The sequence below is a fragment of the Synechocystis sp. IPPAS B-1465 genome, from assembly GCF_003015225.1.
Taxonomy (GTDB): domain Bacteria; phylum Cyanobacteriota; class Cyanobacteriia; order Cyanobacteriales; family Microcystaceae; genus Synechocystis.
Map to the genome: position 1 here is coordinate 1826566 of NZ_CP028094.1, position 19158 is coordinate 1845723.

Annotated in this window: 19 protein-coding genes, 2 tRNA genes and 1 other RNA gene; 7 read left to right on the forward strand and 15 right to left on the reverse strand. The window is 48.5% G+C overall.

All coding sequences use genetic code 11. The features are described 5' to 3' along the window. Positions 1-4: 4 nt before the first annotated feature. A complete protein-coding gene (gene yidC, locus C7I86_RS08680) occupies positions 5-1159 on the forward strand; it encodes a membrane protein insertase YidC (RefSeq protein ID WP_010872866.1) in 1155 nt (384 codons plus the stop codon). Positions 1160-1248: 89 nt separating this feature from the next. Then, the gene (locus tag C7I86_RS08685) at positions 1249-1743 is read left to right on the forward strand and encodes a protein jag (RefSeq protein WP_010872867.1); all 495 of its coding nucleotides are present in this window, start codon (positions 1249-1251) and stop codon (positions 1741-1743) included. 61 nt (positions 1744-1804) lie between these two features. Here the strand turns inward: C7I86_RS08685 and C7I86_RS08690 are convergent, their stop codons facing one another. From C7I86_RS08690 to C7I86_RS08700, 3 genes are all read right to left on the reverse strand, one after another. Beyond that, a complete protein-coding gene (locus C7I86_RS08690) occupies positions 1805-2749 on the reverse strand; it encodes a J domain-containing protein (RefSeq protein WP_010872868.1) in 945 nt (314 codons plus the stop codon). Between the two features lie 130 nt (positions 2750-2879). Beyond that, positions 2880-3743: an inositol monophosphatase family protein gene (locus C7I86_RS08695; RefSeq protein WP_010872869.1), complete on the reverse strand. Its 864-nt coding sequence runs from the start codon at positions 3741-3743 to the stop codon at positions 2880-2882. A 69-nt stretch (positions 3744-3812) separates the two neighbouring features. Further along, complete coding sequence (locus C7I86_RS08700; RefSeq protein WP_010872870.1) at positions 3813-4181, reverse strand: 2Fe-2S iron-sulfur cluster-binding protein; 369 nt, start codon at positions 4179-4181, stop codon at positions 3813-3815. 71 nt (positions 4182-4252) lie between these two features. Here C7I86_RS08700 and C7I86_RS08705 point away from each other — a divergent pair. The 3 genes from C7I86_RS08705 to C7I86_RS08715 all read left to right on the forward strand — a co-directional run bounded on the left by C7I86_RS08705 (position 4253) and on the right by C7I86_RS08715 (position 5421). Beyond that, positions 4253-4339: transfer RNA gene (locus C7I86_RS08705), tRNA-Ser, on the forward strand. A 146-nt stretch (positions 4340-4485) separates the two neighbouring features. Then, an RNA gene (ffs, locus tag C7I86_RS08710) (signal recognition particle sRNA small type) lies at positions 4486-4582 on the forward strand. Between the two features lie 29 nt (positions 4583-4611). After that, positions 4612-5421 carry a C40 family peptidase gene (locus C7I86_RS08715; RefSeq protein ID WP_010872871.1) on the forward strand — a complete coding sequence of 270 codons (810 nt, stop codon included), beginning with the start codon at positions 4612-4614 and terminating at the stop codon, positions 5419-5421. Between the two features lie 6 nt (positions 5422-5427). Here the strand turns inward: C7I86_RS08715 and C7I86_RS08720 are convergent, their stop codons facing one another. Continuing rightward, on the reverse strand, positions 5428-5841 hold the full coding sequence (locus C7I86_RS08720) for a hypothetical protein (RefSeq protein ID WP_010872872.1): 414 nt from the start codon (positions 5839-5841) through the stop codon (positions 5428-5430). Positions 5842-5906: 65 nt separating this feature from the next. After that, a complete protein-coding gene (locus C7I86_RS08725; protein WP_010872873.1) occupies positions 5907-6551 on the reverse strand; it encodes a GUN4 domain-containing protein in 645 nt (214 codons plus the stop codon). Between the two features lie 208 nt (positions 6552-6759). Here C7I86_RS08725 and pyrB point away from each other — a divergent pair, with 208 nt between their 5' ends. Next, positions 6760-7755, forward strand: coding sequence for an aspartate carbamoyltransferase (gene pyrB / locus C7I86_RS08730; RefSeq protein ID WP_010872874.1), 996 nt, complete (start codon positions 6760-6762; stop codon positions 7753-7755). A gap of 7 nt (positions 7756-7762) precedes the next feature. On the opposite strand, the gene C7I86_RS08735 is transcribed toward pyrB, so the two are convergent. From C7I86_RS08735 to C7I86_RS08745, 3 genes are all read right to left on the reverse strand, one after another. Continuing rightward, positions 7763-7852: transfer RNA gene (locus tag C7I86_RS08735), tRNA-Ser, on the reverse strand. A 146-nt stretch (positions 7853-7998) separates the two neighbouring features. Further along, positions 7999-8901, reverse strand: a complete 903-nt coding sequence (locus tag C7I86_RS08740) for a DUF1838 domain-containing protein (protein WP_010872875.1) — start codon at positions 8899-8901, stop codon at positions 7999-8001. 41 nt (positions 8902-8942) lie between these two features. Continuing rightward, on the reverse strand, positions 8943-10382 hold the full coding sequence (locus C7I86_RS08745; protein WP_010872876.1) for a glycosyltransferase family 2 protein: 1440 nt from the start codon (positions 10380-10382) through the stop codon (positions 8943-8945). Between the two features lie 168 nt (positions 10383-10550). Here C7I86_RS08745 and C7I86_RS08750 point away from each other — a divergent pair, with 168 nt between their 5' ends. Beyond that, positions 10551-11504 carry a stage II sporulation protein M gene (locus tag C7I86_RS08750; RefSeq protein WP_010872877.1) on the forward strand — a complete coding sequence of 318 codons (954 nt, stop codon included), beginning with the start codon at positions 10551-10553 and terminating at the stop codon, positions 11502-11504. A gap of 6 nt (positions 11505-11510) precedes the next feature. On the opposite strand, the gene C7I86_RS08755 is transcribed toward C7I86_RS08750, so the two are convergent. The 7 genes from C7I86_RS08755 to C7I86_RS08785 all read right to left on the reverse strand — a co-directional run bounded on the left by C7I86_RS08755 (position 11511) and on the right by C7I86_RS08785 (position 19117). After that, a complete protein-coding gene (locus C7I86_RS08755; RefSeq protein ID WP_010872878.1) occupies positions 11511-12743 on the reverse strand; it encodes a bifunctional sterol desaturase/short chain dehydrogenase in 1233 nt (410 codons plus the stop codon). A gap of 564 nt (positions 12744-13307) precedes the next feature. After that, on the reverse strand, positions 13308-14942 hold the full coding sequence (locus C7I86_RS08765; RefSeq protein WP_010872879.1) for an MFS transporter: 1635 nt from the start codon (positions 14940-14942) through the stop codon (positions 13308-13310). 25 nt (positions 14943-14967) lie between these two features. Further along, positions 14968-15108 carry a hypothetical protein gene (locus C7I86_RS18945; protein WP_020862346.1) on the reverse strand — a complete coding sequence of 47 codons (141 nt, stop codon included), beginning with the start codon at positions 15106-15108 and terminating at the stop codon, positions 14968-14970. Positions 15109-15234: 126 nt separating this feature from the next. Continuing rightward, positions 15235-15786, reverse strand: a complete 552-nt coding sequence (locus tag C7I86_RS08770) for a hypothetical protein (protein ID WP_010872880.1) — start codon at positions 15784-15786, stop codon at positions 15235-15237. A gap of 75 nt (positions 15787-15861) precedes the next feature. Next, positions 15862-16689, reverse strand: a complete 828-nt coding sequence (locus C7I86_RS08775) for a DUF2232 domain-containing protein (protein ID WP_010872881.1) — start codon at positions 16687-16689, stop codon at positions 15862-15864. Positions 16690-16819: 130 nt separating this feature from the next. After that, positions 16820-17518, reverse strand: coding sequence for a Crp/Fnr family transcriptional regulator (locus C7I86_RS08780; protein ID WP_010872882.1), 699 nt, complete (start codon positions 17516-17518; stop codon positions 16820-16822). 528 nt (positions 17519-18046) lie between these two features. Beyond that, positions 18047-19117, reverse strand: coding sequence for a mannose-1-phosphate guanylyltransferase (locus tag C7I86_RS08785; protein WP_014407111.1), 1071 nt, complete (start codon positions 19115-19117; stop codon positions 18047-18049). Positions 19118-19158: the final 41 nt, after the last annotated feature.

The following is a 19158-nucleotide window of genomic DNA, read 5'->3' on the forward strand; positions in this document are numbered from 1 at the left end:
AGCAATGGATTTTGGTATCGGTTTTATTTCGACAAATATCATGCTGCCAATCCTGGATTTTTTCTTCGGGATTGTACACAGTTATGGTTTTGCTATTATTGCCCTCACACTAGTAATTCGTTTAGGGCTTTATCCCCTCAGTGCCGGCCAGATTCGCAACATGAGAAAAATGCGAATCACCCAGCCCCTGATGAAAGAGCGCCAAGAAGAAATCCAAAAACGCTACAAGGACGACCCAGCCAAACAGCAAGAAGAAATGGCCAAGGTCATGAAGGAATTTGGTAATCCCCTGGCCGGATGCCTACCCCTGTTGCTGCAAATGCCCATCCTGTTTGCCCTATTTGCCACCCTGCGGGGATCTCCCTTTTCCGATATTAATTACACCGTTGACCTGCAAATATTACCCCAGGAACAGGTAGAGCGCATTGTTCCCCAAACTTTCTCCACGAAACCCCAAAATATCTACGTAGACGAAGCCCTCCATTATCCCATTGCTGTTTTCCTGCCCGGTGGCAAAATGCTTGGAGTCGGGGAGAAAACCCAGTTGGAAATTCAGAGCACCGAAGGCAAAGCTTTTAACCAAGTAATCCCCGAAAAAAATAGCCAAATTTTAACCCCTACCTATAGTGTCACCAAAGGTGAAGACCGCATTAGCGTTAATCCCGACGGCACCATTGAAGCCCTAGTACCGGGGGATGCTACCGTCCAAGTAACTATCCCCGGCATTGCGGCCCGCACCGGCTTTCTCTTCATCAAGGCCCTGGGGCAAGTGGGAGTAACTGGCGAAAACGGTGAGATCAACTGGGACATCCTTGGCATGATTGTCTTCTTTGGCTTCAGCATTTATCTCAACCAAGAATTGTCCGGTGCCTCCGGGGGAGGTGCACCCAACGCTCAAGCCCAACAGCAACAGACCATCAACAAAATTACCCCTATTTTGTTTAGCGGCATGTTCCTGTTCTTCCCTTTGCCGGCCGGGGTTTTGATGTACATTGTCATGGCCAACGTCTTCCAGACAATACAGACCCTCATTCTGATGCGAGAGCCGTTACCGGAAAACCTGCAAAAGTTGTTAGATGAACAACAAAAAGCCACCCAAGGCCGGGAGTCCCTACCCTTTGAAAAGAAAAGCAGTAAAAAGAAGGAAAAAACCTCGTAAATTTTTAAACCATAAGTCTTCACCTTTCTCAGTAGAGATGGAGGCTTTATTGTGATTGCGGAAGTTAAATTGAGACCTGAATATTGACGATGGAAAAAATAGTTACCCAAGCCCAGAATTGGCTCGAAGAACTTCTCACTCTAATGGGTTTTCCCAGTACTGTCACCGTAGCAGAGGATAAAGAAAATACTTTGGTGATGGGCCCTTGGTTAGTCATTGAGGAAAAAAATCTATCCTCAAGCCAGATTGAGCGGTTGCTAGCGGAGAACGGTTTGGCTTTAGATGCCATTCAGTATTTACTCAATGCTTCTCTACGTCCTGCCGTGGCCGACGGTGGCATAAACTTTACGCCCATCACGGTGGAGTTGGCAGAATTTAGGTCTCGTCGCCAGTCGGAGTTGATTTCTTTATCGGAAATGGCAGCCCAACGGGTACGGGAAACCCTTGAGCCAGTGGAGATGGAGGATATGACTGCGGCCGATCGCCGTCAGGTCCATAGCTTTTTTGAAGATTCCCAGGATTTGGAAACAGAAAGCCAGGGCTATGAGCCCCACCGCCGCTTAGTGATTCGCCCTCGACGTTAGGGCTGAGGAACCTTAAAACATTCTGAACTTCCCACTACTTACCTGATGTTAATTGGTTGGGTTATTTCTTTTTGCCCCCGAATAACCCGCCCAAAAATCCCCCTTGGCTGGACTTGGCTCCCTCCTGACTACTGCCGGAACTAGTGTGCTTGGCCAATTCTTTTTTCGCCGCCATCACTTTAGGGTCATTGGGGTCTAACTTCACTGCTGAGCCAATGTGAACCTTGGCCATGGTCATCATGTTGTTCTTTAGATAGGCCATGCCCAATAAACAATGAGCCTGGGCATTTTTGGGGTCGGTTTTCAGGGCAGATTTCAATTCGGCAATGGCCTTCTCATATTGCCGACGATCAAAGTTTTCCTGGGCTCGCCGTAAACTCTTTTCAAAGGGAGAAAGTTCTTCCGCCGGGGGATTATTGATGGGAGGGGTTGGGGTTGGGCCCTGGGGCGATCGTCCTGAAACCACGGGAGGAACCGTTTCTTTTGAAGACGCAATAGTTTGGAACACAGGGCGGGCAGAAGCATTTTCCCCTTTCACCATCAAAAAAATCAGATTGTATTCGCTCACTTGGGCAATCTTGCGAAAAACCGTTTTAAAGTCTTCGTAAAGCCCTTTGCTCAGGGGGGTGACCACCTTGCGGTAAACCAATTCCAAATTTTGCTTTGCTCCCTGGAGTTTCTGGGACTCTGCACTGCTAAAGCTCGGTTGCCCTATGCTAGCTAAGTTGCTCACTGTCTGCTGGATGATAAGCAAGTGTTCTTTACGGTCGTTCTCTCGGCTTAAAACTTCATAGGCCGGGTTAACAAACTTGGAGAAAAGTTTTGCTGCTAAGGCTTGCTCTTCTTCGTTGGTAGCTTTTGATGTGTCGGGGTGTAGTTGGAAAGCAATCTTGAGATAACTTTTACGAATTTCTTCGGGAGTCGCATCCAGAGGACAGCCAAGAATGGCGTGGTGGTCAACTACGTCATAATTAAACAGTCCTTGCTTGATGGGAAACGAGCTCATAAAAATTACGGGAGGGGGGCATTTCTATCCCTTTCTACTCCATTATTCCTCAGAAAGAGAAAAATACTCTCAAATTGTTAGAAACGTTCACCAAAGCTTGACCCCTAATTTCTCTTGAGCACCAAAGCAATCAAATTTTTTGTGCTCTAGCGGCGGCGTACTGCTGGAACCATTGGGGAGTTGCCGCCAGGGCTTGGCTCAGTTCCTGGTGAATTTTCCCATTGGTGGCCAGAATGCGCCCAGTGCTTAGATCCAGAGGAGAACAATCATAGGCGGAAACTATTCCCCCTGCTTCCCGCACAATGACAATGCCAGCGGCCATATCCCAGGGATTAATCCCCCTTTCCCAATAGCCGTCCAAACGACCGCAGGCCACATCGATGAGATCGATCGCCGCTGAGCCACTGCGCCGTACCCCTTGGGTGAGATGGGTGAGATAGCAAAATTCTGGATAGTTGTTATCTAAAGTTTTCACTCGGTCGTAGGCAAAACCCGTCACCAGTAAACTTTTATCCAAGCTGGCGGTGGTGGATACTTGGATGGGCCGGCGATTTAATGTGGCTCCTAAACTGGTGGCAGCCCGAAATAATTCCTGGCGAAAGGGATTGTAAACTACGCCCACTGTGGGAATGTCTTGGATCAGTAATCCAATGGAAACACAGGACACAGGATAGCTATGGGCAAAGTTGGTGGTGCCATCGAGGGGATCAATGGCCCAACAAAAAGGATTGTCAACCTGTCCTAACTGCCCTGATTCTTCGGCCAAAATGGCATGGTCTGGGCAACGGCGTTTAATGATTTCCAAAATAATCGCTTCCGCTTGGCGATCGGCTTCCGTAACCAAATCTCCGGCCCGGCCTTTTTCCTGTATCTGTTGCACCTTACCCCAGAGGGAAAAAATTTCCGCCCCCGCCGCCAGCACCGCCTCCGTTGCAATTTCTAACCAAGTTTGTAGATCAGATGGGGAAAAAACGGGTTTTTGGGCAGAAGTCATTACAAAAATTCTCAATTTGGCCAAACGAAAGGTTGCAACTAGGAAAATCAGGTTGTAGTTGTAGCCTACCTAGTCCTCATCTAAAGGCAAACCTAATCGCACCCGACCAGCCCCAAAGTAGCGGCCAAACTGTAACTCATAAACCTCGTCCTCATCTTGGGTTTCCACTTCCAAATCCGATTGGGCATAACTAACACAGAGAAGAGCATAACCTTGCCGTTGTAGGTCCGGGGATAGTCCCATGGCCTCCGGTTGATGGATTTGCCCAGAAATAACCCGCACCGCACAGGCCGTACAGGCCCCATTACGACAGGAAAACGGTAACTCAAAACCTTGGTCTTCCGCCTGGTGGAGAATGTAACGGTCGTCGGAGACAATCACGCTGTAGTCTTTTTCGTTTTGGCGATCGTGGATCAGAACTCGGTGGGAACGGGACATTATGGGCTGGTTTGAATCCAAATTAGGTTTGTGTCTTCCACTATTGTATAATCATTTCTTGTGACCAAATTGGAGAGGTGGCCGAGCGGTTGAAGGCGCAGCACTGGAAATGCTGTTTGGGGGTAACTTCAACGAGGGTTCGAATCCCTCCCTCTCCGTTGAGAACAATAGTGACAACTAAGACCAGATAGGGAAATGCAGTTGAAATGCCGCTACCTTGTCTGGTTTTATCGTTCCAGGGCTTGGGCAGTGGGTAGGTCGGAATATGAGAGCAAGGCGACGGAAAGTGTGATAGGTTAGAAATGGCTCGGACTCATGCGATTACAACGCCCAAATCTTGTCAGGACCGGAAGGTAGCAGCAATAAGGGATGCTTGTGGTAGGCGTGAACTCCGGGCTTCCGGCTTTTCTGGAGGAAAATAGAGGAGTTTATGGCGAGTGGAAATAAGTTTCAGTCGATGTTGCCGGTATCTCCCACAGGCCAATTCATTTGCCAACAGGATTTAAATTTTTACGACAGTAGCGATCACCAGGAATTAGCTACCCAAGCAAAACAGGGACGATATTTGCGCCTAACAGAGAAGATTGAACGGTCAGCAGTGTTGGTGGAACAGGCGGAAGACCGTTACCAAGGTTGGCTAGCGGAGGACGATTTACAAAATTTGACCCCGGCCGTTCATGCTTATCAACCAGTGACAGTAACCAGAGCCGAAATTGAACAGCGAATTTCCCAGGTAATTGACTATTTGCTGGAAGCGAAGCAAAGGGAAAATTACTATCTTTGGGGAGGTAATATCGGCCCCAACTACGACTGTTCCGGTTTAATGCAAGCCGCTTTTGCTAGTCAAGGTATTTGGCTACCCAGGGATTCCTATCAACAGGCCGCCTTTTGTCAGCAAGTAGTTGATGTGAGGCCCCAACGGCGATCGGGAGAATTAAACCAAGTAATGGTGGAGGCGATCGCCAAGGAATTTTTACCGGGGGATTTAATTTTTTTTGGCAATCAACGGGTGGATCATGTGGGAATGTATCTGGGGGAAGGAAAATATATCCACAGTTCTGGCAAAACCCATGGCCGCAACGGTATTGGCATCGATTCCCTCACCGATTTAACGGATCCCATTAGCCATAAATATTTTCAAAAATGGTGGTTCTGTGGCCGGGTTATAAAAAGTTTTAATCCGGTTGAAGATGAGCTCGCTAGCACGAGCATTGCCGTTGATGCCAGCTTGCTTAAATAAAATAATTCATCCGGCAGACTGTTCTGGATTTTTGATTCTCTGTTCCAATTCATCAATGGTTTTCAGAAGTAACCTTTTAGCCTGTAATTTCCAGCCCCACTGTTGAATTTTGACCGCTATGGGTAAGGCGATCGCCGGAGCCAGAAAGTCCAACGGTTGTTGCAGGGAAATACCAAATAATAAGCCCAAGCCTGCAATACCCCAAAAAGGTAGGGCAGCCGTTTGACGATTATCTTCCACTAACCGAGGCAAAAATCCCTGGGGCATAATTTCTAGCACCTCAGCTTTTAACTCCTGCTGTTGTTTGTAGTTGAGAGATAAAGCCATCTTGCGACGAATTTTTTCTATTTTGCGGGCCTCACTGCTGTATTCCGTCAGTTCATCCTCCGCCATCCGCACATAGGTTTCTAAATTGGCCATGGGCTTACCTGTTACTGTTACCTTTTTAATTAATTGCTCAAGACTCTTCGGCAGAGGCTTTTTTTCTAGGAGCCAAAGGGGGTAAAGCGCACTGGAGCAGTGGGTACTTGTCCCGATTGACAGACTTGGAAACGACCCATGAGGGCAGTGTATTCTAAGCGCCCACCATTAATTTGGTACTCATCCCTGGGGCTAGGTAGATGGCCCGCCGGGGCGTTAAGGGTGAAGTCCAAATTTTTCTTGAAAATGACCCACTGGTTCTCTTTACGCCAGCCAATGCGATCACCAAATTGGTCGTAGGACTCCGGTGACATTAATCTACCGGGGCGATTCCCCGTGGCCAAAAACGCTTCCAATTGGGGAGTGAAGCCAAAACGATTGTTGGAATGTTGTAACCATAACTGATCAATGGTTTTCAGATCCTGGCAGGGAATTTGCTCAATAGTGTCGGTGGTCAACCAACCCTGGAGTGTCCGATTGGTAGCGGCCAACAGCAGGCGGCGGGTAATTTCATTGGCCTGACTAAACTGCTGGGATGCTAAGGCCGTTTCCAAGGGCTGGAAATTTAGTTCCACCTTGGGGATCGGGGTGGAAGTATTATTCTGGGGAGCCGGGGCTGTGAACTGGGCCCTAACTAATGGGGCCGTTGTCACCAAGCTTCCTAATAGAACTGTCGCGGCAAGTTTCAGCAAATGGGTTGCGGTGGTCATAGTCAAAGGCAGTCAAATTAGGGCAAAAGCTAAACACCGTTGGCGCATTTCAGAATACCACGGACTTTTAGCTAAATACATGGGAACGTTCCTCCCTAGTGTAGCGAGGAAAAGACTTGCATTAACTGGCGATCGCCCCCAATATGGATCCCTGGGGACTACCGCCTGCCCCATATCTATCTAAGGCAATCTAAGGCAATCTAAGGCAATGACCATGGTGGCCAGTTGGACTCGAAACCACATTTTAGACCTAACCGATTGGCGGGGCGAAGAATTAGACATTGTGCTACAGACCGCCACCACATTCCAGCAAGTACTGAGTGGACAAACAAAAAAAGTACCTGCCCTCCAGGGACAAGTAGTCACCAATCTTTTTTTTGAGCCATCTACCCGCACCCGCAGCAGCTTTGAGTTAGCGGCCAAGCGCCTTTCCGCTGATGTGATGAATTTTTCCCCTGGTACTTCTTCCCTTACCAAGGGAGAGACTATTTTGGACACCGCCAAAACTTACCTTGCCATGGGGTCTGACATTTTTGTTATCCGCCACCAACAGGCCGGGGTGCCCCATTTCATTGCTTCCCAAATGGACCGGCTCCAAACCGGAGTCAAGGTACTCAATGCGGGGGATGGGCAACATGAGCATCCTTCCCAAGGATTACTGGATTTATTTACTATCTGCTCCCAATTTGCGCCGGACAATCCTGCCATTCAATGCCTCCAGGGAAAGAAGATCGCGGTGGTAGGAGACATTTTACATTCCCGGGTGGCGCGTTCTAATCTGTGGAGTCTAACTACCGCCGGGGCTGACGTGCATTTAGCGGGGCCTCCCACCCTGTTACCAAAGGAATTTCAACAATTAACCCTAGCGCCGGGATCGGGTAAACTCCATTGTCATTGGCAGTTGCAGCCAGCCTTGGAAGGGGCGGATATAGTTATGACTTTGCGGTTGCAAAAAGAACGGATGACAGCCCATCTTTTACCCAGTTTGCGGGAATACCACCATTATTTCGGCATTACCCACGATCGCCTAAAGGTGTGTCAACCAGGGGTAAAAGTGCTGCATCCGGGGCCGGTGAATCGGGGGGTAGAAATTAGCTCCGAACTGATGGATGACCCGGACATTAGCTTGATCCAAGACCAAGTAACCAGTGGAGTAGCCATCCGCATGGCTCTACTTTATTTGCTAGGCACTGTTCAGGAATAGGAGTAAACGGAGAGAGAGGGATTCGAACCCTCGATGGAGCTATAAACCCCATAACTCCTTAGCAGGGAGCCGCTTTCAACCGCTCAGCCATCTCTCCAGACTGACAGTTCCATATCATAGCAAACAATGACGTCTTCCGCCTTTTTCAACCGGCAATTTCTACTCCCTTTGATGCGGAGGATAATTCGGAGACTTGACGTTGGTGTTAAAAAATCCAACGTTGAATACCAAAGTAGTTCCCAGTTACTGATTTTTACCACTTTCTAAGAGTTGCCGGAATGAACTCCAACTGGTTTCGTTGGGACGCTGGTCAGATAAGGGTGGCGGTTCAACGTACTCGGGAAAGTTAGTGGTAATTTCCTTCTGCATTACTGCCGACAAATCATCGAAGCTGGCTAATTTACGCCCAGCGGTGTTGAAGTATAACAACCCAACTCGATCGCCCATTTCCATCCAAGGTAACCAGTTGGAAAGCCTAGCCCAACCAACGGAGGCCGGGGCTGAGGTCCCCTGGGGATCCGTCAAAGCGTCGACATCACCAAAGAAGTTGAACATCTCCGTGGCGTGATAGGTTCCCCCCACATAGCGCTGAAATTTCCCTCCCAAGGGATTGGGGTAAAACAGGGGCACGGTTACGTTCATCCACCATTGGTTTCCTAACACCGTAAGTTCCCTGGCGATCGGACTGCCGTCATTGTCCTTTAAGCGATAGCTAAAATTCACCGGATCGTTGGCCACATGAAAGACTTCGACTGTTTTGCCAGTCCAGGGATTTTCCCACTGACGTAACACTTCTCCGGTAACGGGATCTTTGTAGAGTAAAATCTCCCGGCTCACCATGCGAAAATCTTCGTCATCATGGCCATCTGCCAGGGGGCCACATTGGCGGATATTCATGCCCTCCACCAGAAAAAGCAAACGGTCTGGCTCTCCTGGAATCCGACTATAGGTTTTACCTTCCCACCAGTAGATTATCGGTTGACCATCTTCCGTCGAGCAGAAAACCTTCCGGAGGGCTTGCAGTTGACCTTCTGGTTCACCCAGTTCCAAAGCTTGGACAGCAGGGAATCCCATACCAGCCACCAGAAGCACTACGGATAAGGGGGAAAGGAAAGCAGAAAAAAATCGTGGCATGGTTAATGCCATAGTTTGTGCCTCAATAACAATTAATAATTAACGCTTGGTTCTTAACTTTGTTTCAGCTCAAGGGCATCCTCCGTAGCAGCACCGTGGACCGTTTTCACCCACTTGAGTCGTTTGGGGCGAAAAGCCATGCGGGCGGTGACGGCGGGCATAATGATCAGCCAGTGGAACATATAAATGGTGCCACCGATGGTGCGAGCTAGTAGGGCCGGCATTTGTTGCCAAGGAGATTCGCCTTCGCTGGGAGTTAAGCGCTTTAGTCCGTAGTACATGCCCCAACAGGAAAAACCGATCGCCAGATAACTGAGGGGAGTGAGCAGGGGAAAACGTCTTTGCCACAGGGCCATGAGTAAATCCGGTACAGCGGCGGTGGGTAAAAGATATTGCATTAATAGAAAGGAAAACAAATCCAACTTTTTCTTCCAGCCCATGGGTTGGGTGCAAATCCAGCGCCAATAGTCGAGGTATCGTTGGTAGCCGCCTTCCGCCCAGCGATTACGTTGGTGCCAAAGGGCGATCGCCGTGGTGACTCCCTCTTCTTCCACCGGGGGATTGACTAAAATACCCACTTTCCACTGGTGGAGATGTAAGCGAATGGTTAAGTCTAAATCATCGGTGATGGTCTGCTCATTCCAGCCGCCCACCGCATCTAGGGCTTGGCGGGCCACAAATTGACCATTACCCCGCAGTTCTCCAATGCCGCCGGTAACGATTCTCTGCTGTTGAAAATAGGCATCTAGGGCCATTTCCGCCCCCTGGCCCCTGGTCCAAAAATTGACAGCTTCGTTGGCGATCGCTTTGCGTACTTGTAGAGCCCCAAAAGTCGGTGAAGCAAAATAGGGCACCACCCGCCGCAGTAAATCTTTGGGCACATTGGCATCGGCATCAAATACGCCAACGATGTCCCCTTGGGTTTGGGCTAACACTTCATTTAAAGCCCCTGATTTACCGCCACTGGCCCCCGCGCCTCTCCTTACTACTTTTAACTGGGGATACTGCTGACGTAGTTGGTCCAAGATGGCCGGAGTCCGGTCAGTGCTGTTATCGTCCACAATCCAAACTTCATGGCGATCGCCGGGATAGTCCAAAGAGCATAACTGCTGCACAATTTTGCCAATTACCGCCTCTTCATTTTTGGCGGCCACCATTAAACAAACCTGGGGATAGGGCACCGTGGATGCATCTCCAGTAAGCAGGGGGGGGGCTTCTTCTGGGGTTGCTTTCATTAACCTGAGAGCCTGCAAAGAGAGGGCACCGGTGAGGGCCCACACCAGCCAACTGCCCCAAACCCAGTAATGGAGAGTGATGACGACTGTCCAAATGGCCATAAGCATTACCGCTGCTTTTTTGCGCCGCCCCTCCGATCCCCGGAAGAAATCGTTGCGAAAATCCTCCTCCTCCGCTTCGGGATCATCCCATTCGGCTAGGAAGGCTTCTAAGGGGGACAGCTCGGCATCGTTATCTTTCCACGGAAATTGGGGCATAGGTACCTAGGATGTGGTCAGGAAAACTAGACATTGCCCTCCATTCTAGCGATTGCTTGCGATATTTTCGGGGAGTGGCATCTATCCAGGGAAAATCCTTGCCGTTCACTTAGGGGTCGAGGGCTGGAACTTAGGTGCCAAAATAGTTTATTTGTTAGGTTTTCTCCCATGGATTTTCGTCGCTGGATTGCCCGCCGTGACCAAGATTGGCAGACTCTGGACCAAATTTTGACCCGTATGGAAACCAAGGGGATCAAGTTCCTGGCCACGGAGGACATTCAACAGTTGGCTAGTTTATACCGGGCTACTTCCGCCGACCTGGCCCGAGCCCAAACCCATAATCTCAATCCCCGCCTGAGGCAAAACTTACAAGCTTTAATCACTAGGGCCTACAGCCAGATTTACCAAGGCGATCGCCGACAGGAATGGGGCAAAGTAAAAGAATTTTACCTGTGGCAGTTGCCGTTAGTGTTGCGACAAACGGGGATTTACACCATGGCGGCCTTTGGTATTTTTTGCTTCGCCAGTGCCATTGCCTGGTGGTATAGCTGGCGGGATCCCGCTTTTCTAGAATTGGTGGTGCCAGGGGATTTAATCAGCACTGTTCGGGACGAAGGCCAGCTCTGGATGGGGTCAATTTTAACGATGAAGCCGGTGGCGGCCAGTGGCATTATGATCAACAATCTCTCTGTGGCCTTTGGCATGGTGGCCGGAGGAGTGGTGGTGGGACTATGGACTATTTACGCTCTGTTTTACAACGGTTTACTGCTGGGGGCGGTGGGAACATTGGTAGCCCAACATAATTTAGCCATTCCCTTTTGGGGCTTTGTTTTTCCCCACGGTTCCCTGGAATTACCGGCAATTTTTCTGGCAGGGGCAGCGGGATTACTCATTGCTAAGGGCATTGTTTGGCCAGGGCCCTACCGTCGAAGTTACGCCATCAAACAACAGGCGATCGCCGCCGCTCAATTGGTATTTGGCATTGTGCCCCTGCTGATCGTTGCGGGCATTATTGAAGGGTTTATTTCCCCGGCCCCTTGGATTCCCGATGGTTTGAAATATCTTTTGGGAACGGCATTCTTTTTGCTTTTACTCAGCTATGCATCCCGGCAAAGGCCGTAACACCAACTAGGACTTTTTGGTGAAGCAACGGAAGTAAAGGGAGACAAAAAATTCCTTGACAGGAAAAGCAATAAATGTGATCGGGTTGATGGTGACGATGATATTGCGGCTATCCCGTTTTACCCCCTTCACCACTTGCCGAGCCACCCAGGCTGCACTCATAATCCCCACCGGATTAAGTTTGCTTTTGAACGGTCCTAAAATCAGCTTACGGATCACACAGGGGGAATCCAAGCGCTTCAAGGTAACTACATCTCCCAACGCCCGCTTGCTCAGTTCATACAAAGGACTAAAGGCCGGGTTCACCTCCGCTTCAGAGGTATTGACCCAAATTTCCTTGGTGGCGATGTGGCGGTTAGTTTTCACCGTGGCTAGGAATAATTCCATCAGCCGTAGGGCAGAAAAAGTGTTGACTTCATAGGCTTCCTGAATTGCCTGGCCATCGCGCCTTTGGTGGACGTTTACCCCATGGTTGATAACTAAAACATCAATTTCCGCCAGTAAATCCTTCAGTTGATCTTCCTGGCCAATGCACCATTGTTCGGTTCTGATGGGAATAGTTTTCTCTGCTCCGATAACAGTTACTTCCTGACCACAGGACGTAATGGCGATCGCCTTAGCTCCTTGTTGATGGAGTTCCTGCAACAGGGCTTGGCCAAAACCACCGGAAGCTCCGGTCACTGCAATTTTTTTACCTTTTAGGGACAAAGCGGTGCCCAACATTTTATCCACCAAAGTTAAAGTTCCACAGAAGTAAGCATTAGGATCGTCAAAATGATGCCGCCAATGATAAGTCCGGTTCACCATCCACGGGGCCGGTGGTGTTAAAAATGGCCCGGGGCGATGGGTTAAATCCGTAATTTCGTCTGCATTGGGCAACCCCACTCCCCTGGCGATCGCCGATAGTAAAAAACCTAGGGTGTAGACCATTCCAGCGCTAGCGGCCAGGATTAGAGGCCACTGACTGAAACCCTGCCACATCCAAGTCAACAGCGGGGGCCAAATACCAAAAGCTAACATTACCAATGCTTCCGGTACATCATTGTACCAGTGGGCCTTTTGATAAATTTCCGTACTCACCACCGACAAATCCGACCGAAACACCCGATGGTGCCAACCATGGAGACGATAAAGGGGCGACCACACATGGGCCAGGGCATGGTAGCAGTCCCGCACCAGTTCCACCCACAGCACCGAAGCCAGGGCCAAACCCAACCCCATTAACCAAGCCATTGCCATACGTTAAAAATTTTTACTGGTATGTTAAGTTTTGTTCTATCGATGGTAACGGTTTACGGTCCGGGCAGATCCATTTGCTCAGATATTTTTCAAAAAAAACAACATGTGCAGTACTTTTGTTGGGTTTGACATGAACTACATCTATTTTATATGTGAAACCTATACTTTAAAATTCCGCTACTTTCGTCTATTTCTACGGTAGCCAATTTTCCTGACTGTGCTTTCTTGAGAAGATTGTCAGTAGTTTGGATATTAATTTTTAATCCTTGCATGATTTGGTAGTGTCATCTATGTAGTGAATGCCCAAAAAAGACCAAAGTCGGGGCGAAATAGCACTTCCGAACTTTAGACCAAATGAAGACAGAGCTTAAAAACACTTTTGATCGAGACATTGACCTGATTACCCGTGAGAGCATCCACACTAGTCTTAACTAGTTACGCCGTCACCAAATCATTTCTTCAGCCCAGGTGATTTATGCAACGGGGCCTTCAATTTTTACTTGATACGCTTTATCCGCAGCGCTGATCCTGACCTATACTACTCAATGCTCAATGGCGGAAAGATCAAATATGGTTATTTTGCTGCCGAGCTTGTAATTGTTGACGAATGTCGGTATGAACTGCCCTGGTTATGGGATAGAAAATAGCTAGTATCAATCCGCCCAGTAAAAAGAAAGCTGGCAGGGGAGCAACGGCAAAACGAATGGCCCAGAGAGCACTGTCCGGTTGAATGGGAATTGGTTCCCCAGGAATGCGGGCAATAAAGCCGGACGCTTCCAGAGTTAGCCCCACCAAAAATAAGCCAAGGGCTAAACCTACTTTTTGCAATAGCACCATAAAGGCGTAGAAAAATCCTTCTCTGCGTTTGCCGGTGTTTAATTCGTCTAGATCCACCACATCGGGAATCATAGACCAGGGAATTAAATAGGCTACGGACACTCCCACTCCAGCAAAAATAGCTAGGGTGTACAGTAAAGCAACCTGTCCTGGTTGCACTAACCAAAGCCCAGCTTCTGCCCCCATCCACACCATGGAGCCGAGAAAATAGATCACTTTTTTATCTAAAAACTGAGCCAAAGCTTGCCAAACAAATAGCATCACGAGGGCGGTGCCCTGGACAGCTAGGGCAATGGTGCCGGATTGTTGCTCATTTAAGCCCATCCAACTAACCACGAAATAAACCAGAATTGATGCGGTCAATTGGACGGCCAACCAGGAACAGAGGTAAATACCAATGACAAATAGAAAAGCCCGGTTACTGAAGGCAATTTTGAGTTGTTTCAGCAGAGGCAAATTTTCTGTAACTCCGGGACTGGGGGAATTTTCAAGCTTTTGTAGATGTTCTTCTACAGCGCTGTCCCGCAGTGTAAAACCAAATCCACCCCAAATTAACCCCAGTAGAATGAGGAAAAAGCTGATGTAATCAAAACCGCTGCCCCCCAACAAGTTAAAACTTTTGGCGATCGCCAATAAGATTAGGGTAATGCCGGCGGCCATTAACAGAGGCGCTAAACGTCGGCGTAGACTGGGCGAAAGGATTGGTTCTTTACCCTTTTCTTGTAGCCTTAACGCACTCCACAGTAGAGCCGAGATGGAGAGCACGGAAATCATTACTCCCAATTCACCAAACTGCTGCTGGGGGCGATCGGGCAAACCGGCGGCGATGAGGATGTAGAGAATGAGGGAAAGAATACTGCCGCCAATGGAAAAAGCAAAACGAAAACTATTTAGCCTAGTGCGCTCATTGTAGTTCTGGGTCAGCTCCGGTGTTAGGGCCGTGTAGGGCAAATTAACCGTGGTGTAACACAAATTAAATGCCATGGCGATCGCCACATAGTAAATAAACAATCCCCATTGATTAGTCAGGCGATCGTCGCTGAAATGGGGAATTAACCACTGGGCAGTGTAAAAAAGAGCGAAGGGAATCATTCCTCCCAACATCCAAGGCAAACGCCGGCCCCATCGACTGCGGGTGCGATCACTTAACAAGCCAATGATCGGGTCATTGATGGCATCAAAAATTTTGCCAATCATCAACACACTACCCGCCAGGGCCGCCGGTATTCCCGCCACATCGGTGAGGAAAAACAGCAGGTAAAACACCAAAATGTTGGCAGTTATAGCCGGGCCAAAGTCCCCTGCTCCATAGGCCAATTTAGTGGTGAAGTGAAGTTTTTCGGCGGAAAGGGATTGGCTCATTAAGTTTGATGATGGCGGTAAGTTCCTAGCCCACAGCGTAGGCTACCCGTAGGGCCCAGATAATCAGGGCACCAATGCCCCCCAGGATTAACATTGCCGAAACAGCGACGAGGAAGGGCTTATCTGCCCCGTCGAATTTCATGATGCCACGGTTCAGGTCTGACATAAAACCGACTCTCCAAAAGACTACATTGCAAAGGTTAGACGGACTTCCATGGTCTTAGTTTACTGTCTTGTCTGGAGCTTAACCTGTTCCCACGGACACTTTTTAGTCAGGTTTTGATGGCATCACTCACACCATGGCCCAAAGCAGGGAATCAAATATTTGTTGCCATCTTTGACCCAAAGTCTCAGCAACCTGGGGGAATTGTAGAAAGACAAAATATGCCGTCAAGGAAATTCCCCCCACTAAAATGTAAATCCATTTGCCTAGATTGACTTCCACCACTAGGCAATAAAGCCAGTAGAAAACCAATGCTGCAAAAATCACCCCTGCGCTCCCCATCAATTGCAAGGCGATGACATAGATGTCCGTTTTGTCTAAAGTCGAATTATGTACTAAGTTTGCGGCGTAACCAGCGTACCAAACTTGGATTATAATTCCTGGAATCCAGCCGATCCATTGAAATTTGAGTGAATTAATCACATCGACAATGGCACTTGTCCAATTGCCAAACCATTGCCATTCTTCATTCTTTCCTGTGATTTGATTCCACACTCCATTGATGAGTACAACTAATAGCAATGCCAATACCCAGGGAGCAATCAGCAGAAGCAGTAAACCCCAGTACATAACGATACTACCGAGGGCATGGCCCATTAGTTTCAGAAATAGCAGGCCCATAGTAGTGGATCACAAAAACGTTGGCATTTATCCTATCACGGGGATAATTTGCCGTTTCCCATTAATTTACCAAGTCTAATAATCGTAATCTAAAATCACTTTTAGCCATTGGGGAGGCCGGGGAATGGGATTACCCAAACGATCCAAAATCAAGAGCGCTGTTAAATGCACTGCCAGCATATAAATCAGACTGTTGAGGAAAACCATACCTACTGCCAAGAATTGTACTAGTAGCACGTCTGGCTGAGCCAAAATATTGAATTGTAAAAATAGCCAGTCAAGCAAATTGGTGATCTGTCCCATGACATATTGCCAAAGGTTTTCCCCCAACAGAAAGGAAAATAGCCAAAAGCGAAAGAAAAAGCCAAAGGTACCGATTAGTGCACCGGTAAAAATGGAAAAGCCCCAGGATGCATTTCTCACCCAGCAGAATCCCAACTGCAAACTCATGAGCCCATAGGGAATGACAAAGACCACACTCCGGGTGGGGCCCATCAACACAGAAAGTAGCAACCCGGCGGCAATCATGCCCTTAATGGCGGCCGGCGATCGCCAACGCAGATAAACCAGAGCCAGGGGAATGGGAAACAGGATCCTTAATAGGGGGCCAATGGGAAAATAATAATTAATCAGCCAAATAATGCTGACCATGCTAGCGAGAAAGGCGCTTTCCACCATGGCCAGGGTCTGGGGAGATTTCAACACCGGCTGTTGACGGCTCAAGGGTAATTCCTGTAGTGCTTTGCTTTCCTCTGTTTCTCCGTCCCCCGCATCCACCCAATTGTCTTCATCCATACTATTCACATCGACCATATCCGCCGTAGTCTCCTTGGGATCACTAACAGAATTGGTAATCTCAGCTTTAATTCCGGTATTCGGCGATCGGTCAGCAGAAAAAGTCATGGAAAAAGTTTTTCAGTTATAACTTTGAACCCATCTAACACGGGATTCTGTGGCAACAAGCCCAACCCACCTAGTGTGACATACTATGTTTCGGCGATCGGCAATGGTGCCAGGGCAATATTTTCTATGTTCAGGAAATTAGATCTTCTAAATCCCTGAGATTGGCCACACTGATAAAATCCGGCTCTCGATGGATTAAGCCCCGTTTTTCCAGTTTAGTTAGGCAACGGGTGACAGTTTCCCTGGCTAACCCACTAATACTACTCAATTCTCGGTGGGGCAAATTGGGAATAATTACCCCTTTGTCCGTATCTCGGCCCCGACCTTCCGCCAAAAATAGCAGGGTATCCGCCACCCGGGTTAAACTTTCTGCTTCCCTCAGCCGCAAACGACGGTTAAGTTGCCGCAGACGGCGAGCAATGATCTGGGCTAAACGAATGCCCGCCATGGGCTCTGTTTGGAGAAAATTGTAAAATTCCGGAGCTGGTACACTGCACACTTCCGCCGGGGTAAGGGTGATGACGTCGGTGGAGCGGGGAGCCTCTTCGATCGCCGCCATTTCCCCGACAATCTCTCCCCGGCCGACAATGTTGAGGGTTACTTCCCGACCATCCACATTATGGGTGCGAATTTTGACCCAGCCATCCATGACGAAATAAACTGAGCCGCCCCAGTCATGTTCGAGGAGAATAACTTGGTTGGCGGGATGACTGCGAACGGAAACATGGGCAATGGCCTCTTGCAATACTTCCAGCCTTAATCCCTCAAAAAAAGGTATTTCTTGGCTTAAACGCTCAGTAAACTCTGAATTTTGGGGACTAGTGCCCATAACCCTCCTCCCTAAACATTGATAGCCTCCCTAGGATGGCTCGGTCTTTTAATTCTGGCAAACAATGGTTGAAACATCTTGTTTACCTGGGTTTGAATTCCCTATAAGTAAACCTTAAATTGGTTGTGCCCCACTCCAGAGAAAGTGAGTTTTTTCACTTGCTAGGGAGCATTTCTGGATTGGATTAAGACTTGTTACCATGAACCGAGTGGGCAAACCAAATCAAAATGGCACAAACAATGCCACTGGCAATAGCCTGTGGGTTCCAAGCTTGGGAATTTTTTTCCTCAACTAAATCCCCCCAAATTAGAATCACATCGAGCAGAATGATCGCTTGTTAGAGAAGGGAAGATAGATATTCTAACGGGTAGTTGACAGTAATTTATTGAAAGACATTTATCACAGTCTAATTCTTTAGGATTTTCTACAGAAGAAACTAAAAAATTGTGTGCTGCCGATATCAATAACTTTTGATTTGTTAGCGGTACCCAGATTTTTTATAAAATCAATTTTTTATGGCCGCTTATTCTACAGCAAATTTTCGTACTCCGGTTGAGATTGTAGTTGTTTAAGCAAATCCTTGATGTCCTGGGTATGGTCTTTGGGCACCACCAGGGTGACATTGCCTTCCCGCACAATTACCACGTCTTTCAAGCCAATGGTGGCAATTATCTGGTTCTCATCACTGGCGTAAACAATACAGCCCCGGCTATGCAAGTTGACATGGTTAGCCAAATCCACATTGGCTTCTGTTTCGGGAAAAAGTCGCTCCAAGGCATTCCAATCCCCCAAATCATCCCAACCAAAATTGGCCGGTAGAACGGCGGCTAATTGGGTTTTTTCCATCAATACATAGTCAATGCTTTTCTTTTCTAAAGCTGGGTAACCGGCTGCTCCCTTAGCCCTTAAAGTAGCTAATAATTCGGGGGCGTGCCGGTCTAATTCCCTTAGTACCACCCCGGCTCGGAAAATGAACATGCCACTATTCCAACTAAACTTACCGCTGTCCACAAAGGTTTGGGCCGTGGCTCGGTCGGGCTTTTCGGTAAAGCGGGTCACTTGATACACCGGTAAACCATCTATTTCCCGTTCCAATGTGCCCTGCTCGATGTAGCCATAACCAGTAGCGGGGCCATGGGGTTTAATCCCAAGGGTGACAATGGCGTCCTGTTCCTGGGCATAGGCGATCGCCGCTTTCAAAGTTTGCTCGTAGGCGCATTGGTCTTTAATCCAGTGGTCAGCGGGAAAAAAACCAATAATGGCATCGTCTCCATACTGTTGGGCGATTTCTAGGCTAGCCCAGGCCACCGCAGGGGCCGTATCTTTTCCCTCTGGCTCCACTAGGCAATTTTCCTTGGGCAATGAAGGCAATTGCTCGAAAACACCTTCTGCAATGGGGGCCGCCGTAATCACCCACAAATTTTCCCAGTCCCCAGCCAAGGATAGTAGACGTTGGGCTGTGGCCTGCAATAGACTAACCCCGGAACCATCCAGGGACAAAAATTGTTTAGGTCGTTGCCTACGGCTTAGGGGCCAAAATCTTTCTCCTTTACCACCGGCAAGAATTACGGGAATGAAAACGGGGGATGATGTATTCATAGGGGGCAAAATTGACTGGCCAGGGATTTCCACCGCCTAGG

Bases quoted from the DNA above. Each gene is read 5' to 3' on its own strand.
- C7I86_RS08700 (WP_010872870.1), bottom strand. From the start codon at position 4,181: ATGTCCCGTTCCCACCGAGTTCTGATCCACGATCGCCAAAACGAAAAA.
- C7I86_RS08745 (WP_010872876.1), bottom strand. From the start codon at position 10,382: ATGCCCCAATTTCCGTGGAAAGATAACGATGCCGAGCTGTCCCCCTTA.
- C7I86_RS08740 (WP_010872875.1), bottom strand. From the start codon at position 8,901: ATGGCATTAACCATGCCACGATTTTTTTCTGCTTTCCTTTCCCCCTTA.
- C7I86_RS08775 (WP_010872881.1), bottom strand. From the start codon at position 16,689: ATGACTTTTTCTGCTGACCGATCGCCGAATACCGGAATTAAAGCTGAG.
- C7I86_RS08765 (WP_010872879.1), bottom strand. From the start codon at position 14,942: ATGAGCCAATCCCTTTCCGCCGAAAAACTTCACTTCACCACTAAATTG.
- C7I86_RS08685 (WP_010872867.1), top strand. From the start codon at position 1,249: ATGGAAAAAATAGTTACCCAAGCCCAGAATTGGCTCGAAGAACTTCTC.
- pyrB (WP_010872874.1), top strand. From the start codon at position 6,760: ATGACCATGGTGGCCAGTTGGACTCGAAACCACATTTTAGACCTAACC.
- C7I86_RS08695 (WP_010872869.1), bottom strand. From the start codon at position 3,743: ATGACTTCTGCCCAAAAACCCGTTTTTTCCCCATCTGATCTACAAACT.
- C7I86_RS08770 (WP_010872880.1), bottom strand. From the start codon at position 15,786: ATGGGCCTGCTATTTCTGAAACTAATGGGCCATGCCCTCGGTAGTATC.
- C7I86_RS08720 (WP_010872872.1), bottom strand. From the start codon at position 5,841: ATGGCCAATTTAGAAACCTATGTGCGGATGGCGGAGGATGAACTGACG.
- C7I86_RS08690 (WP_010872868.1), bottom strand. From the start codon at position 2,749: ATGAGCTCGTTTCCCATCAAGCAAGGACTGTTTAATTATGACGTAGTT.
- C7I86_RS08725 (WP_010872873.1), bottom strand. From the start codon at position 6,551: ATGACCACCGCAACCCATTTGCTGAAACTTGCCGCGACAGTTCTATTA.
- C7I86_RS08715 (WP_010872871.1), top strand. From the start codon at position 4,612: ATGGCGAGTGGAAATAAGTTTCAGTCGATGTTGCCGGTATCTCCCACA.
- C7I86_RS08780 (WP_010872882.1), bottom strand. From the start codon at position 17,518: ATGGGCACTAGTCCCCAAAATTCAGAGTTTACTGAGCGTTTAAGCCAA.
- C7I86_RS08750 (WP_010872877.1), top strand. From the start codon at position 10,551: ATGGATTTTCGTCGCTGGATTGCCCGCCGTGACCAAGATTGGCAGACT.
- yidC (WP_010872866.1), top strand. From the start codon at position 5: ATGGATTTTGGTATCGGTTTTATTTCGACAAATATCATGCTGCCAATC.
- C7I86_RS08755 (WP_010872878.1), bottom strand. From the start codon at position 12,743: ATGGCAATGGCTTGGTTAATGGGGTTGGGTTTGGCCCTGGCTTCGGTG.
- C7I86_RS18945 (WP_020862346.1), bottom strand. From the start codon at position 15,108: ATGTCAGACCTGAACCGTGGCATCATGAAATTCGACGGGGCAGATAAG.
- C7I86_RS08785 (WP_014407111.1), bottom strand. From the start codon at position 19,117: ATGAATACATCATCCCCCGTTTTCATTCCCGTAATTCTTGCCGGTGGT.